Here is a 15,504-nt window from a genome sequence, read left to right as displayed (position 1 = left end):
CGCGTTGCCGACCTGGTGACGAGTTCATCCAGAGCGTCATCGAACGGGTTTGTTGCGTCTGTGGTCTGACGCGGCGACAAGAAACGGATTGCTGAGCCGCCATGACGGCAGCCGGCGTGTATGGACATAGTTTCCCCCCGGTTCGCGTATTGCCTTTTTACGGCTTGTGCTGCTCTATTGAATTTGCTCGATGCAGCGTCTTGATGGTCTGTAACGTGCCGATGCAAATAGCGGGCCACCCCCGATTTCATCGAGTCCGGCATTAGAGGCAGACGCGGCGGCAGTTTCTCCAATACCCCATGCCGGCACAAACGTTTCAATCCTGTAACGCTCCTGAGCGAAAACGGCGGTACCCAACCTGTCGACTTCGACGCTCTGGCAGTCCGGTGTTTGTTGCAGCGGGCGAGTGAGGGCGGTGTTCATCCGCGTCATGGATGCACGCGCCGAAAACGTTGCAAAAATGAAAAGGTGCACTGCCGCGAGCGCTGATTTCCCTGCGGCTACCTGGAAGCGGGCTCACCCGCTTATCCGCCCATCGCGCCGACTTTATCGATCTGTTGCGGTCCCGTCGCTGGGCACTCGCCACTGCCAGACAGATCGCCAGCGCAGTTATCCGGTGCTCAATTCATGCCGGTTTCCCCGGCGCGATGGCACGCCACGAGTCTCGCGTCATATTTGCGCAACTCAGGCATCGATTCAGCGCATTCCTGTGTTGCATGAGGGCAGCGAGTGTGGAATGCACATCCCGAAGGCGGGTTGATCGGAGACGGTAGCTCTCCCTGCAACTCGATTTTCTGGCGACGGGCCGCAGGTTCGAGTTTTGGCGTCGCTGCCAGCAATGCCCGGGTATAAGGATGGCTCGGTGCAGAGAAGATACGCGACTTGTCGCCGAACTCGATGACGCTACCGAGATACATGACCATGACCTGGTCGGCTATATGTTCGACCACGGTCAGATTGTGGGAGATGAAGACATAACTGACGCCCACTTGCTGCTGCAAATCCATGAAGAGGTTCAATATCTGCGCCTGTATCGAAACATCGAGTGCCGAGACCGGCTCGTCCGCCACGATGATGTCCGGCTCGGCGACAAGCGCGCGGCCAATGGCAACGCGCTGCCGCTGCCCACCTGAGAGCATGTGCGGATAAAGACCGGCGCAATCCATGTGCAGACCCACCTGGCTCATGATCTGCGCGAGCCGGGCGGCACGTTCGCTTGCGCTGGAAATCCCGCTGGCCGACATCGCCGCCGTCAAGGTCTGGCCGATCGTCTTGCGCGGATTCAGCGATGCAAGCGGATTCTGGAAGACCAGTTGCACGCGCTGACGGAGCTTGCGCCATGTGTTTCTGTCGGCGAGACCGGCATCGTGGCCACCGATCTGCAAACTGCCCGACGTCGGCGGCTCTATCATCGTAAGCTGGCGTGCAAGCGTCGATTTCCCGCAGCCGGATTCCCCGACGACGGCCAGCGTCTTGCCGCGTTCGAGCATGAACGACACGCCGTTCAATGCCTTGACGACGCTGGTGCCGACCATCCCGCGACGAACGCGATAGTGCCGGGTGAGACGGTCCGCCACCATCACCACGGCTTTTCCATTAGCGTGCTGCTGCATGATGTTCCTTGCTTTGTTTGGGCATTCCGGCCGGCGTGCCGAGCACGCACCGGACCTCGGTGGCCGCGTCGATATGCGTCAGTTCCGGATGAGCGACGCGGCACGCATCGGTTGCCGCCGCGCATCGCGGCGCGAACAGGCAGCCGCCCGACGGGCCTCGCCGTAACGGCATGTTGCCCGGCAGCGCCGTCATCCGTCCGTCGCGCGCGCGCTCGGGAATCGCGCCGAGCAGCGCGCGCGTGTACGGATGGCGCGGCATCTCGAAGGTGCGTGGCACCGGCCCGGTTTCGATCACCTCGCCCGCGTACATGACCGCGACGCGATGCGCGATTTCCGCGACGACAGCAAGATCGTGTGAAATCAGCACCAGTCCCATCCGGTACTCGCGCTGCAATTCTTCGAGCAGGCGCATCACCTGCGCCTGCACCGTGACGTCGAGCGCGGTGGTGGGTTCGTCGGCGATCAGCAGCCTGGGCTTGCATGCGATCGCCATCGCGATCATCGCGCGCTGATTCATGCCGCCCGACAGTTCGTGCGGATAGGCGTCGCGACGTTTTTTCGCGTCGGCGATGCGCACCTGATCCAGCAGTTCGAGAATCCGTGCGTCCAGCGCGGCGCCGCGCAGATTGGTGTGCTGGACCAGGATTTCACGGATCTGATAGCCGATCGTCAGGCTCGGATTGAGGCTCGTCAGCGCGTCCTGGAAGATCATTGCGATCTCCTTGCCGACGATCTTGCGCCGCATCGCCGGCTTCGCGTGCAGCAGATCGACGCCGCCTACGGTAATCTCGTCGGCGGTTACGACACCGGGCGCATCGATCAGGCCCATTGCGGCCATCATCGTGATGCTCTTGCCTGAGCCGGATTCGCCGACCACGGCCACCACCTCGCCACCCGCGATATCGAAATCGACGTGATTGACCGCCTGGCTGTCGCCGAACCGGACCGCGAGATTCCTGATTCTCAAGAGGTCGGTCATGCGCGTGTCACCGGTTTGAGCTTCGGGTCGAGCGCGTCGCGCAAACCATCGCCGAACAGGTTGACGGACAGCACCGTAACCAGAATCGATAAGCCCGGCATCGTCACGATCCACCACGCGCTGTCGATATAGTCGCGTGCGGACGCGAGCATGCTGCCCCATTCGGCCTGCGGCGGCTGCACGCCGATGCCGAGAAAGCCGAGCGCGGCGGCGTCGAGGATCGCAGCAGAAAAGCCGAGCGTCGCGTGAACGATCAGTGGCGCGGCGCAGTTCGGCAGGATCTGCGAAAACATGATGCGCAACGCGCCCTCGCCGCTGACGCGCGCCGCGATGACATACTCTTTTTGCGCTTCTGCCAGCGCGGCAATGCGCACTAGCCGGACATAACCGGGCAGACAGATGACGGAGATCGCGAGCACCGTGTTCTGAAGGCCGGGTCCGAGCACCGCGACCACGGCGATCGCCAGCAGCAGCGACGGCAGCGCTTGCAGCACGTCCATCATGCGCATCAGCGGTGCGTCGAGCCATCGTGGGTAATACGCCGCGAACAGACCGAGCGCGATGCTCGGCAACAGCGAGAGCGTCACCGACGCAAGGCCGATCCCCAGGCTGATGCGCGCACCGAAAATCAGGCGCGAGAGGATGTCGCGTCCTGCCTCGTCGGTGCCGAGCAGAAATTGCAGACTGCCGCCGTCCGACCACGCGGGCGGAATCTTGATGTGATCCCTGAACTGTTCGACGGGGTTGTGCGGTGCGATCCATGGCGCGCACAGCGCGAGCAGCGCCAGCATGGCGAGTACGGCGAGCGCCGCTGTCGCAGCGCGATTGCGCGAGTAGAGCCGCCACAGTTCGAGCAGCGCGCGGCCGCCGGCGAAGTGGGCACGCTGGCCCGTGCGCAAGGCGATGACGGTGGTATCGGACATTATCGTGAATTGACGAGACGGGGATTGATCAGGCGGGACGCAACATCGACCAACAGATTGACGGCGACGACCAGCACCGCGCCGAGCAGGATGCCGCCCTGTATTACCGGGTAATCGCGCGCGCTCACGGCATCGACCAGCCATTTGCCGATGCCTGGCCACGAGAACAGGGTTTCCGTCAGCACCGCGCCGCCGAGCAGGCCGCCGATCTGCATGCCGACCACGGTGACGACCGGGATCAATGCGTTACGCAGCACGTGAACGACGATCACGCGCGCGGGCGTCAGGCCTTTGGCTTTCGCGGTGCGGATATAGTCCTCGCGCAACACTTCGAGAATCGACGAACGTGTCATCCGCGCAACGACCGCAAGCGGAATCGTGCCGAGTACGACGGTGGGCAGGATCAGGTGACGCAAGACCGATCCGATGGTCGCCGGATCGCGCGACAGTACGGAATCGACCAGCATGAGATTCGTGACCGGCGTCAGGTCGACCTCCAGGCCGATTCGCCCCGACACCGGCGTCCATCCGAGCTTCACCGAAAACAGCATGATGAGAACGAGTCCCCACCAGAAGATCGGCATCGAATAGCCAGTCAGCGCCGTGCTCATGACCGCGTGGTCGAGCCATGAGCCGCGCCTGAGCGCCGCGGCAATCCCGGCAACCAGCCCGACCGCGAGCGCGAACGCGATCGCGCAGACCGACAGTTCGAGCGTCGCGGGAAAGCGCATGCCGAAATCATGGATCACGCTATCGCCCGACTTGAACGAATGTCCGAGGTCGGCATGCAGCAGGCGCTGGAGATAACGGAAATATTGCGTCGGCAACGGCTCGTCGAGTCCGAGCTGATGCAGAGCGGCCGCGTGCGCGGCGGGATCGGCGACATGCTCGCCCATCATCACATCGACTGGATCGCCGGGAAGCAGGTGAATCAGCACGAAAGCCAGCAACGTGACGCCCAGCAGCGTCGGCACCAGTCCGAGCAGGCGGGTGACAAGGAATTTCAGCACAGACGGTCTCCAGCGAAAAACGCGCGCAAGTCTCCACTGACGGTCGTGCAACTGCACGACCGTCATCCGGTGAAAGCGTGATACGGAAGGTTTGCCCGACGCGGTTACCGGATCGACACGGCCCCGAAGTTCACGCGGCCAAACGGACTGACGTGATAGCCATCGACATTCGGACGCGTGATCGCGGCCACCAGCGGATGCGCAAGCGGAATCCAGAGCGCTTGATCGTGCGCGATCTTCTCGGCGCGGTCGTAGTCCTGCGCGCGAACCGACGCGGTACTGGTCGCCTTGCCGCTCGCGATCGACGCATCCAGCGACGCATCGCAGTAACGCTGGAAATTGGTGCCGCCCTTCACCGCGTCGCACGAGAACAGCGGCGACAGGAAGTTGTCCGGATCGCCGTTGTCGCCGGCCCATCCCATGAACAGCAGGTCGTATTGCCCCTGCTTGATCTCATGAAGCAGCTCGCCCCACTCCAGCGTCTTGATCCGCGCGTCGATGCCGACCTTGGTGAGGTCGGCCTGAAGCAGTTCGGCGCCCACCTTCGGATTCGGATTGAGCGTGCTGCCAGTCGAGCGGGTCCAGATCGTCAGGCTCAGTCCATTCGCCATGCCCGCCTGGGCCAGCAGCTTTTTCGCGAGCGCGGGATCGTACGCATAGCCGGTCTTCGCCTCCGCGCCGCTGGGATACGGATCCGTCGCCGGGACTGCGCTGGTGCCGAACAATGTCTTCACGTACGTATCGCGATCGAAGGCCAGATTGATCGCGCGGCGCACCGCCGGATTATCGAGGCCGTGACGCTGCGTATTGAGCGCGACGAACGCCGTCATGAAACCCGGCACGTCGAGTACTTTTAGCGACGGGTCCTTGCGCGCCGACGCGACATCGTCCGGTTTCGGTGCGAGCGCGATATCGCATTCGCCTGCCTTGACCCGTTGTGCGCGCACGGTCGGATCGGGCGTGATCGCGTAGATCAGTCCGTCGACCTTGGGTTTCGGTCCCCAGTAGTCCGGGTTCACCGTGTAGCGGATCGTCGCGTCCGGCCGATAGCTCTTCAGGACAAACGGGCCCGTCGATACCGGTTTGGCGTTCAGGTCTGCAATCGCGTTGGTCTTCAGCAGTTGCGCCAGATATTCGCTCGAATAGATCGACGCGAAACTCATCGTGAGGATCGGCAGGAAGGTCGCATCAGGACGGTTGAGGACGATGCGCACCGTCAGCGGATCGACCTTGTCGACCGACTTGATCAGCTTCGTGATCTGCATCGACTGGACGTTCGGCATTACCACCGTCGGCAACGCCTTGCGCCATGCGTTGTCCGGATTCAGCATCCGGTCGAACGTGGCGATCACGTCGTCGGCGTCGAACGTCCGGGTCGGCTTGAAGTAATCGGTCGTCTGGAAATGGACCTTGGGACGCAGATGGAACGTGTAGACCGTGCCGGACTGACTGACGTCCCAACTCTGCGCGAGCGCTGGCTGCACGGTGCCGGTCGCATCGTCGTACGTGACGAGCCCGTTGAAAATGACGTCAGCGGATGCATTCGTGATGGTCAGCGTGCTGTAACGCACCGGATCGAATCCTTCCGGGCTGGCTTCGGTGCAGACGACCAGCGGCTTCGCAAAGGCGCTCGCAAGCGGTAAAACCATGAGCAACGCAATAGCGGAGAATCGCAATTTCATTGGATGTTTCTCGTTTGATTTGACCTCGGCCGCGACACGCGTGTCGGCGGCCGAGGCCCGGCACAGGTTCAATCAGAAGTTCAGAAGTTGTGGGCGATACCGACGCGCAAGTTGGCTTGCGTCTGCGTGCTCGACGGGGCGAACGCATAGCCGATCACCGCATTCACGCCGCTCGAGGCGCGGAGGTAGCCCGCCGACGTGTAGATCCGCGTACTCTTCGACAGACTCTCGTAGAGACCGACCGACAGTTCGTTCCAGTGATGATGCTCGAAGGTCGTGTACTGATAGCCCGAGCGGAGCGCCAACGCAGGCGAGAGCTGATACGCGCCGCCGGCTTCGTACACGTGCATGAAAGACGACACATTGCCATTGGCCGACGTGACCTTGGTCAGGGTCGTGTTGGCCTTGACCGTGAGCTTGTCGAAGCGGTAGCTCGCGCCGATCCCGCCCGTATCGAGGTGACTCACGGTCAGTCCGGTGCTCGAATACAGCGACGTGCGCTGACCGGTCGAACTGCTGAGCCTGGCGGTCGTGGTGCCAAGGAACGACGACAGGCCGAGCGCATCGTACGGATCGATCGTCGTGCTGTTCAGCTGCGAGTAAGCCGCTGCCGCACTGAACGCGCCCGCCGCGTAAAGCACGCCGGCACTCCACGCGGAACCGGTGTGGAAGCTGCCGGCCGTATTGCTGAACGAGTACATCGCGCCCGCGCTCAGGCCGTTGAAACTCTTGCTCGCGAACTTGACCGCATTGATCATCGTGTCGCCGCTCATGCGGTCGAGGTCGCCGAGGTGAATCGCGTAGCCGTCGCCGTCCTGACTGATGTTATAGCGGGACGTGTAGTCGTTGATGAAGTCGTATTGCCTGCCGAGCGTCAGCGTGCCGAGCCAGTTGCTCAATCCGACCAGCGCGGTTTTGCCGAACATGTAGCTGCTGCTGGGCTTCGAGCTGCCATCGGTAACGCGAAAACCGGAGCGAAGGTCGAATATCGCCTGCGAGCCCCCACCGAGGTCTTCCACACCGCGCAGCCCCCAGTAGTTGCTGAACACGACGCCGCTGTCCATCTTGTATTCGTGTTGCCCTCCCGTGTTCGTGATATAGCTCACCCCGTTGTCCATCCGCCCATAGAGCGTCACGCTGTTGTCCGCTCGCGCCGCCGATGTTGCCAGCATCGCAGTCATGCCTAAAGCTCCAAACCCGAATAAGAATCTTGATTTCATGTGCGGTATTTTAATGTTGGATCCCATAGAAGCCAGACCGGAACCAGTGTGATGCCGCAATGCGCTGCACACCGGGTTCGGAGCTGCATTCCCGTTCGTCGGGGAACGGAATCACTGTATCGCGGGGCGGGTAGAAGAAAAAACTAAAACCCTTCGTTCATATCGATCAATTTGAAATAACGTTCTATATTGGCCGGTCATTAAGAAAGGTAGCATCCACTTGATGCATCGAACAAAGCGGTCAATTCTTACCCCCGATTACATACCTTATTTATGTGCCAGCTCCTTGCTCTTAGTTGCGCTGAACCGACCGATGTGACCTTTTCCTTCACGGGATTTGCGGCTCGAGGCGGTCTGACCGATCACCACGTGGACGGATGGGGAATCGCGTTTTATGAGGAGCGGGCATGCCGGTTATTCATCGACGACAAACCCGCTTGCCGATCCCCCATGGCGGAGTTCGTGAAGCGTTATCCGATCAAATCGCGCAATGTCATCGCGCACATCCGGAAGGCCACGCAGGGCGGCGCCAGCGCTGAGAATTGCCATCCGTTCATGCGAGAACACAACGGACAGCAATGGGTGTTCGCGCATAACGGTGATCTGCAGGAGCGAAACTGGCGGGTGCCGGGTCCCTACGCGCCGGTGGGTACAACCGATAGTGAATCGGCCTTTTGCACGATCATGAATGTGATCCACGAGCGCGGCATCGATCGGGATACCACACCGGACGAACTGTTCGACGTAGTAGAGGACATGACTCGCAAGCTGAATCAGCATGGAATTTTCAACTTCCTGCTGTCGAACGGACAGTCGCAGTTTGCCTACTGCTCCACGCGACTGGCCTACGTGATGCGTCGCTGGCCGTTCTCAAGCGCGAGACTCGTCGATGCCGATATGTCGGTCGACTTCTCCGCTTATGCGACCTCGGAAGACTGCACGGCAGTCATCGCGACGACACCACTCACCGATGAAGCATGGACCACCTGCCAGCCAGGCGATCTGCTCATGTTTCGCGGAGGTGCGCTGGTCAGACGTGCACACGTCCCAGTGCCGCCTCAGGTACTTGCTACCTCGCGATATGCGCCATCTGAGGTATCGTCCGCCAGCTGACTTGCTGGCCGTCAAGCCCAGCTGACACCGGTAACACGCGCGGGGCTGTTCACAAGCGAGCAACTGGTTGGCGAAGCGCTTGCTCCACTGCGCGGCCAGGTGGTGATTGCTGCCAAGTTCGAATTCAAACTCGATCCCACGGGGGAGCGTCCTTTCCTCGGGCTAAATAGCCGACCGGAACGCATCAGGCAGGTTGCCGAAGATTCGCTTAGGGGTAAGGCGATGTCTGGAGTTTCAGAAGATTCGAGGGCGGCTTTTACGGATACCCGGAATGCCTCTGCGCCTGTCTCCGCGCAAGTGCGCGTCGAGCAGGCTTCGAGCGTTTCGAAGCAAATGGCATAACTCTTGCGCTAAGTCCTTCCCGCAGGTCATCGCGACTGGATTTAGCTCGCTTCGAGCTCGCGACATTACAAAATTATTTCGGGGTTCGGGGATTTTCACAATGACAATTATCAAACGTCTGGTCTTGACGCTGTCGGTCGCGCTGATGGCGCTGATCTTTACCGGCAGCTACGGCCTATGGCAGCTCTACCAGGCGCAGCAACGCTTTGAGTCCGTGCAGACCGGCGCAATTCCCGGCATGAAGGATCTGGACGCGGCCAAGTCGGCAATGACGGCTTCGCGCATTGCGGCCTTCCGCCATGTCATGTATCCCGACAGCGCCACCAAAGCCGCGATAGAGAAGGTGATGAACGAGGTGGACGCGAAGTTCGACAAGACGATCGCGGCCTACGAAAAAAACGACATCGCAGATGACACCGATCGCAGGATGACCGATGCCGACAAGGCGAACATGGCCGCTTATCGCATCGAAAGAGAGAAGTTTCTTGCGCGATCACGTGCCGGCGACCTGGATGGCGCACGCGCCGCGTTGGCGACCGATGGCCCGCTAGTGGCCGCGGCGGCAGCGGTGACGAAGGGCATCGAAGATCACGTCGATTACCGGATCAAGCTCAGCGACGCGATGCGCAGCGTCAATACGGCGGCCTATTCGCGAGCGTTCGGTATCCTGTTGGCGGTCGTCGTTGCGGCGCTGTTGATCGCCGGTGCAATGGCTATGCGCCTGTTCCATACGATCCGTAATGGTCTTGCCGGCATTCGGAACACCCTCCAGCATGTCAACCAGTCGCTTGATCTGTCGCAGCGTGCACCGTTCGAGAGGATGGATGAAATCGGCGAGACCGCGACCGCCTTCAACAATCTGTTGACCCGCGTGGGCGAAGTGGTGGGTACGGTTCGCGCATCGACCGAGTCTGTCACTGTGGCATCGAAAGAGATCGCAGCAGGCAACACTGACCTTTCTGCGCGCACGGAAGAACAGGCGGCTTCGCTCGAGCAAACCGCAGCCAGCATGACGCAGCTGACCGAAACCGTGAAGCAGAACGCCGACAATGCGCGGCAGGCGAATGCGCTGGCGACGCGGGCTACCGATATGGCCGATGCCGGCAACGAAGCGGTGCAGGGCATGGTCGGGACCATTGAAAAGATCAGCGGCAGCTCCAGCAAGATTTCGGAAATCACGGGCGTGATCGAAGGCATCGCGTTCCAGACCAACATTCTCGCGCTCAATGCTGCCGTGGAGGCCGCCCGCGCCGGCGAGCAGGGCCGCGGCTTTGCCGTGGTCGCGAGCGAGGTGCGCAGTCTGGCCCAGCGCTCGGCAGCGGCGGCCAAGGAGATCAAGGAGCTGATCGGCTCTTCAGTGGCGATGATCCAGGACGGCGCGCAGCAGGCGACGGACGTCAGCGCCACCATGGGAGGAGTGAAGCAGGCGATCAAGCAGGTTTCCGATATCGTCGGCGAGATTGCGGCGGCCTCGGAAGAGCAGAGCCGGGGTATCGAGCAGGTCAATCAGGCGGTCGGCCAGATGGACGAAGTCACGCAGCAGAATGCGGCCCTGGTCGAACAGGCCGCCGCCGCTGCGCAGTCCCTCGAAGAGCAGGCGACGAGCCTGAGCGGGGCGGTATCCGTGTTCAGGCTGGCCGACACAGGTCCGTCAGTGTCGCGCATGGTCATGCCGGAGCAGCCGCCGCGCATGCCCGCACGGAAGGCGCCAAAGATTCATACGCAACCGAAAGCCGCTGGGCAGTCGGGCCGTGCCGCGACAGGTGCCGCCACCATTGCGTCGACGGACGTGGCAGCCGAAACGTGGGAGACGTTCTGATGGAAGCAATGTCCACGAATGCCGCCGACGATCTCCTGAAGTCATGGGCGAACCTCGCGGTATCGAGCACGGTGTCGTTTTTTTTATTTGATTTGTGAACACACGAGAAACTGGCGCGAGCGGGACGCGTTTTTTATATAGGTAAACGATGAAATCTTGGTCGATGGCGGCCGTTGCCGCCCTTGTTGCTGTCGCAGCGGCGTCCGGTGCCGCGCGGGCGGAGGAATCCCCGCTGTCGGGGTCGTGGCGTTTGGTCTCCTACGAGGTCGAATCCAAAGACACTGGCGGCAAGATCGCAGCCATGGGCGAGCACCCGAGCGGTCGCGTAATCTTCACTGCGGACCACCGGGTGGCGTTCGTGTTGACTGGCGACGGGCGCAAAGCCGGAAAGAGCGACGCCGACAAGACGGCTCTGTTGAACACCTTGGTGGCGTACACCGGCATCGAGCGCACTGAAGACAATCAGTGGTGCACCAAGGTTGAGGCCGCCTGGAATCCCGAGTGGGTCGGCACGACGCAGTGCCGGGAGTTCCACGTCGCCGGCGACCGTCTGGAGGTGCTGACCCCATGGCGACAGATGCCGAACTGGCCTGGCACCACGCGGTCCATCATTACCTTCGAGCGCGACAACTAAGTCTCCTCGACCTGCGACGCCGGCACGCGTTCCTGCAATCATCCGCAAGTCGGGCTACCCTGTCTGCGGCTGCGCTCTCGCGCGCGAAGTCGCGTGCATCGTCGGGCACCATGCGCCCGTCCGTCGTTACAGATAGCTGCAGACGTAGTCGAGCGTTTCGATCACGTCGATATCGAAGCGACTCTTGCCGGCCACCGAGAACGACTCGCCCGCGCCATACGTCTTCCACTCGTCACTGCCTTCGAGGCGGATGCGGCATTGGCCGGCCTGCACCTCCATGAGTTCCGGCGCGTCGGTGCCGAAGTTGAGCACGCCGGGCAGGATCACGCCGAGCGTCTTGCGCGTGCCGTCGGCGAAGAGAACGGTGTGCGAGACACACTTGCCGTCGAAGTAGACGTTGGCTCGTTTGATAATGGAAACCTGATCGAATTGCGTTGCGGCCGTCATGGCGGTCTTCCTCTGGGTCATCGTGAATGGGCGAGTTGGCGCCGCGTAGCGGCAGCGGGCGGTGCGCGATCTGCGCGGGCTTTCGGTCCGGCGCCGCCGCCATCATACAGGCTGTCGACGGCGCCAGTCGGTGACTCAAAGCCGCATCACGGCAAACCGTGCAGCACTAAGCCATCAATAGCAGCTAGTGTCCTGAGTTAGAAATTCATTGAAAGATGTCAATCCCGTACTAAAGTGTCTTGTGTGGCACTTGATACGGGAGGTAACGATGAGCGGACGGCCCAAAGGAGAACTCGTGCTGAGCGAATCGGAACGCGAACAACTGCAAGCGCTGACGATGCGACGCAAGACGGCACAGGCCCTGGCATTGCGGGCGCGCATCGTACTGGCTTGTGCCGATGGTATGGATAACAAGACAGTTGCGGCGAAACAGCGGGTCACTCAGCAAACGGTTTCGAAGTGGCGGGCGCGGTTCGTGATCCACCGTCTGGACGGACTGCTTGATGCGCCTCGGCCCGGCGCGCCGAGAACGATCGATGACGCGCGCGTCGATGCTGTCATTGCGAAGACGCTCGAGTCCGTTCCTGTCGGAGCTACTCACTGGAGCACGCGCACGATGGCTCATGAGATGAAATTGTCGCAGACCGCAGTCACGCGAATCTGGCGTGCTTTTGGTTTGCAACCGCATCGGCAGGAAACGTTCAAGCTCTCCAGCGATCCGATGTTCGTCGACAAGGTGCGAGATATCGTCGGGCTTTATCTGGATCCGCCGCTCAAGGCCATGGTGCTGTGCGTGGACGAGAAGAGCCAGATTCAGGCGCTGGACCGCACGCAACCCATATTGCCACTGGCACCCGGCATCGCTGAGCGACGCACGCATGATTACATGCGCCACGGCACGACCACGCTGTTCGCTGCGCTGGACATTGCTACTGGTGAAGTGATCGGGGAGGTACATCGGCGCCATCGCAGCAGCGAATTCCTGCGCTTTCTGCGTACCATCGAAGCCAGCGTGCCATCCGGTCTGGATGTGCATCTGGTGATGGACAACTATGGGACGCACAAAACACCCTCGATCAAAGCCTGGTTCGCTCGCCATCCTCGCTTCCATGTTCACTTCACGCCCACTTCGGCGTCCTGGCTTAATCAGGTCGAACGCTGGTTCGCCACGCTCACTGAAAAATACCTTCGACGCGGCACGCATCGATCGACACGTCAGCTCGAAGACGCGATTCGTCATTACCTGGACACCTATAACGCTAATCCCCAGCCGTTTGCCTGGAGCAAGTCGGCTGACGAGATCCTGGCCAGCCTCGAACGGTTTTGTGTGCGGGTTCGTAAGGCCGCGGGAGTAGCACCATGAAAATCAATACCGATGCAATTGATGAAGTCGCCCTGGCACTCCTCTACCTGACCCTGCATGATCGATACCGCGCATGGAAGGGTTTCGACTGGGATGTGCTAAATCGGCTCTACGAACGCGGCTTCATTGATGATCCGGTCAACAAGACGAAATCCGTGATCTTTACCGAAGAAGGGTTGCGCGAGTCCGAGCGGCTTTTTAATCAGCATTTCGTCATTTCGGATAGAGCGGAAGATTGATTCAACGAACTTCTAACTCAGGACACTAGCGTGCCGCATCACCTTCTGTTCGAGCAAACAGGAAGCAAGAAGCCGTGAGGCAGCCAATACATCGATACGTGGCAATCGATGCACAAGCTGCCTCACGTGCTTTGGTTGGTGCAGTTCAACTGCCAGGAAAACTGAGCGACTCGAAACCTCACTCCCGCCGCTTCTTCTTCAACTCGATAGTCTCAAACAACTCATAGGTCTGGGTCGGCGTTTGATCCGCACCCGGCGCGTGGTAGTAACTCATCGTGATCGTGGTGTGGCCGCCCGGATGCCCCGGATCATGATCGAACACCGCGATGCCGTAGCCCGTCCCGGTATCCCGTTGCGCCGACCAGATCGCATCCTCCACGGCATCCGCGCTGGCACGCGCGAACGTGCCAGCCGTCGTTGCAGGAGCCGGACGATTCGGCCGCGTGAAAATACGCGCCTGCGGCAGCCCGGTACCGAGGTCCACGCCATAGACATCGAGCGGCGCGCTCGTCCCGCCGCCGCCGAGAATCAAATGAATCGTCCCGTGGCTCGTATCGAACGACGTCGCCCCCGCTGCCGCCGGCACAACCGGCCGCGGCTGCAATGTGTCCACTACCCGCCCCGTGGCGATGTCGGTGCCCTTGTTGTGATTGCAACCGCGAACGGGATAGCTGCGCTCGTAGTCGTGGTCGTGACCGCACAGCACCAAGTCCACACCATAGCGGTCGAACAGCGGCAGCCACGCTTCGCGGATGCCCTTATCAGACCCGTTGCCGGTCTTCGATGAACTCAGTGCGTCCTGATGCATCTGGACAACGATCCAGTCGACTTCGTCGTCTTCGGCCGCGTGGCGCAATGTCTTCTCGAGCCAGCGCGTCTGCTCGCCGCCGCTATATCCGCGGATATAGAACGAAGTGCCCGGCTGAATCGGCGGATTACCGGTGCTCGCCGCAGGCACCAGCGGATTCGGGCCGGCAACGAACGCCGCCGCATCCTGATAGACCACGTCATCCGCATCGAGCGAGATGAACAGCACCGAACTGACGCGGAAGCTGTACCAGCGGCCCTGGAAACGCGTGTGATTTTCGGGCAGCGTGTAGCGCGCGAGATAGGACGAGAGGCCCTGTTCGCCGTTGTGAAATTCGACCTCGTGATTGCCCGGGCATGGCATCCACGGCCGGTTCGACGCGGAAGTCTGGCAGTTGTTGCCGAAATCGCGCCACACGTCCGGCTGATGCGTCGGATTCAGATTGGCATAGCAGAGGTCGCCATTGAGCAGGTGGAACAGCGGCTCAAAACGCTCGACCGCCTGAACCGCGAAGCGGCTTTGCGGCGACGACAACACCCAGCCGGTATTGGGCGTCGCGAGATCGCCGTAGCTCGTCCAGCGAAATGGCGCGCGGCCTCGCGGCGCAGTGCGAAAGCTCGCGGTGAAAGGCTGGGCCGCGTTGCTGTCGTTGTCGGCGCTCACCTCGTACTCGTAGCTCGCATCGGCCTTCAGACCATGCAGGCGCGCGTGATAGGTGAACACAACTTCGCCGTTGAGGCCATCGGTATACGTGCTTTGCACGCCGTGCACCATCGTTCTCGCCTCGCCGGCGCGGCCGAAGCGCACCCGCGGATTGACCGCCTGCGCCAGCGACGCCCACGACACCGTGACCTCCCTGGTCGGATCGTTGCCCCATGTCAGGTGGATCTGCTCCGGCGTGCCGTCGGGTGTGCCGTTCGCGGCGCGCGCCATCGATGAAAGACTGCCTGCGGCCGTAGCGAGACTGGATGCGCCGGCCAACTTCAAAAACCCACGGCGCGAGACGGTGGCGGCCTGATCGGACGGCGAGGTGTCAGCGGTTTTCCTGTTCGACATATCGGTGTTTTTTGGACGGTAGTGGACGGACGCCAACGCGTACGCCAGTCGCACGGTGCTATGTGAGCCGCGCGTGCAGTGCTGAACCAGGGCGTGACGGACGTGACCAGTCATCCTAGTCGCGCAGCGATGACAGCGCGATGAAACGTACACGTCCGGATAGGGAGGGCGCCTTCACACGAGAAACATCGCACACAGTGCACTGGCTGCGCTCATCAATGCCATGGCGCAACCTATCGGCCGCGGTGTTTTTGCA

12 protein-coding genes and 2 pseudogenes are annotated in these 15,504 nt (G+C 61.3%); 6 read left to right on the top strand and 8 right to left on the bottom strand.

Annotated features, from left to right (window positions below):
• Window positions 1-620 precede the first annotated feature (620 nt).
• The 6 genes from AC07WT_RS22460 to AC07WT_RS22435 all read right to left on the bottom strand — a co-directional run bounded on the left by AC07WT_RS22460 (window position 621) and on the right by AC07WT_RS22435 (window position 7,388).
• Window positions 621-1,613 (bottom strand): dipeptide ABC transporter ATP-binding protein, encoded by a 993-nt coding sequence (locus tag AC07WT_RS22460; RefSeq protein ID WP_494948644.1) that lies wholly within the window; start codon window positions 1,611-1,613, stop codon window positions 621-623.
• Window positions 1,597-2,592, bottom strand: coding sequence for an ABC transporter ATP-binding protein (locus AC07WT_RS22455; RefSeq protein WP_494948643.1), 996 nt, complete (start codon window positions 2,590-2,592; stop codon window positions 1,597-1,599). The genes AC07WT_RS22460 and AC07WT_RS22455 overlap by 17 nt, the downstream gene beginning before the upstream one ends.
• Window positions 2,589-3,515, bottom strand: coding sequence for an ABC transporter permease subunit (locus tag AC07WT_RS22450; RefSeq protein WP_494948642.1), 927 nt, complete (start codon window positions 3,513-3,515; stop codon window positions 2,589-2,591). The genes AC07WT_RS22455 and AC07WT_RS22450 overlap by 4 nt, the downstream gene beginning before the upstream one ends.
• The gene (locus AC07WT_RS22445; protein ID WP_494948641.1) at window positions 3,515-4,525 is read right to left on the bottom strand and encodes an ABC transporter permease; all 1,011 of its coding nucleotides are present in this window, start codon (window positions 4,523-4,525) and stop codon (window positions 3,515-3,517) included. Before AC07WT_RS22445 ends, AC07WT_RS22450 begins: the two co-directional genes overlap by 1 nt.
• 104 nt (window positions 4,526-4,629) lie before the next feature.
• Complete coding sequence (locus AC07WT_RS22440; protein ID WP_494948640.1) at window positions 4,630-6,207, bottom strand: ABC transporter substrate-binding protein; 1,578 nt, start codon at window positions 6,205-6,207, stop codon at window positions 4,630-4,632.
• A gap of 80 nt (window positions 6,208-6,287) precedes the next feature.
• Complete coding sequence (locus AC07WT_RS22435; RefSeq protein ID WP_494948639.1) at window positions 6,288-7,388, bottom strand: porin; 1,101 nt, start codon at window positions 7,386-7,388, stop codon at window positions 6,288-6,290.
• 312 nt (window positions 7,389-7,700) lie between these two features.
• Here AC07WT_RS22435 and AC07WT_RS22430 point away from each other — a divergent pair, with 312 nt between their 5' ends.
• The 4 genes and pseudogenes from AC07WT_RS22430 to AC07WT_RS22415 all read left to right on the top strand — a co-directional run bounded on the left by AC07WT_RS22430 (window position 7,701) and on the right by AC07WT_RS22415 (window position 11,335).
• Window positions 7,701-8,540, top strand: coding sequence for a class II glutamine amidotransferase (locus AC07WT_RS22430; protein WP_494948638.1), 840 nt, complete (start codon window positions 7,701-7,703; stop codon window positions 8,538-8,540).
• Between the two features lie 271 nt (window positions 8,541-8,811).
• A pseudogene (locus tag AC07WT_RS22425) lies at window positions 8,812-9,510 on the top strand (MCP four helix bundle domain-containing protein); the annotation flags it as partial.
• Between the two features lie 276 nt (window positions 9,511-9,786).
• Window positions 9,787-10,701: pseudogene (locus AC07WT_RS22420) on the top strand (methyl-accepting chemotaxis protein); the annotation flags it as partial.
• Window positions 10,702-10,864: 163 nt separating this feature from the next.
• Window positions 10,865-11,335 (top strand): lipocalin-like domain-containing protein, encoded by a 471-nt coding sequence (locus AC07WT_RS22415; protein ID WP_494948637.1) that lies wholly within the window; start codon window positions 10,865-10,867, stop codon window positions 11,333-11,335.
• A gap of 126 nt (window positions 11,336-11,461) precedes the next feature.
• Here the strand turns inward: AC07WT_RS22415 and ppnP are convergent, their stop codons facing one another.
• Complete coding sequence (ppnP, locus tag AC07WT_RS22410; RefSeq protein WP_492591259.1) at window positions 11,462-11,782, bottom strand: pyrimidine/purine nucleoside phosphorylase; 321 nt, start codon at window positions 11,780-11,782, stop codon at window positions 11,462-11,464.
• A gap of 268 nt (window positions 11,783-12,050) precedes the next feature.
• On the opposite strand from ppnP, the gene AC07WT_RS22405 reads away from it, so the two are divergent.
• Together AC07WT_RS22405 and AC07WT_RS22400 are read left to right on the top strand one after the other, a co-directional pair.
• Window positions 12,051-13,145, top strand: coding sequence for an IS630 family transposase (locus AC07WT_RS22405; protein WP_492596519.1), 1,095 nt, complete (start codon window positions 12,051-12,053; stop codon window positions 13,143-13,145).
• Complete coding sequence (locus AC07WT_RS22400; protein WP_429259590.1) at window positions 13,142-13,384, top strand: DUF6429 family protein; 243 nt, start codon at window positions 13,142-13,144, stop codon at window positions 13,382-13,384. The genes AC07WT_RS22405 and AC07WT_RS22400 overlap by 4 nt, the downstream gene beginning before the upstream one ends.
• Before the next feature lie 178 nt (window positions 13,385-13,562).
• Here AC07WT_RS22400 and AC07WT_RS22395 read toward each other — a convergent pair whose 3' ends face one another.
• A complete protein-coding gene (locus AC07WT_RS22395) occupies window positions 13,563-15,248 on the bottom strand; it encodes a purple acid phosphatase family protein (RefSeq protein ID WP_494948636.1) in 1,686 nt (561 codons plus the stop codon).
• Window positions 15,249-15,504 lie beyond the last annotated feature (256 nt).

The sequence above is a fragment of the Paraburkholderia sp. GW821-FHT02A12 genome, assembly GCF_059422005.1.
The sequence above is the reverse complement of the archived record's forward strand: the minus strand, read 5'-3'. Positions and strand labels throughout refer to the sequence as shown.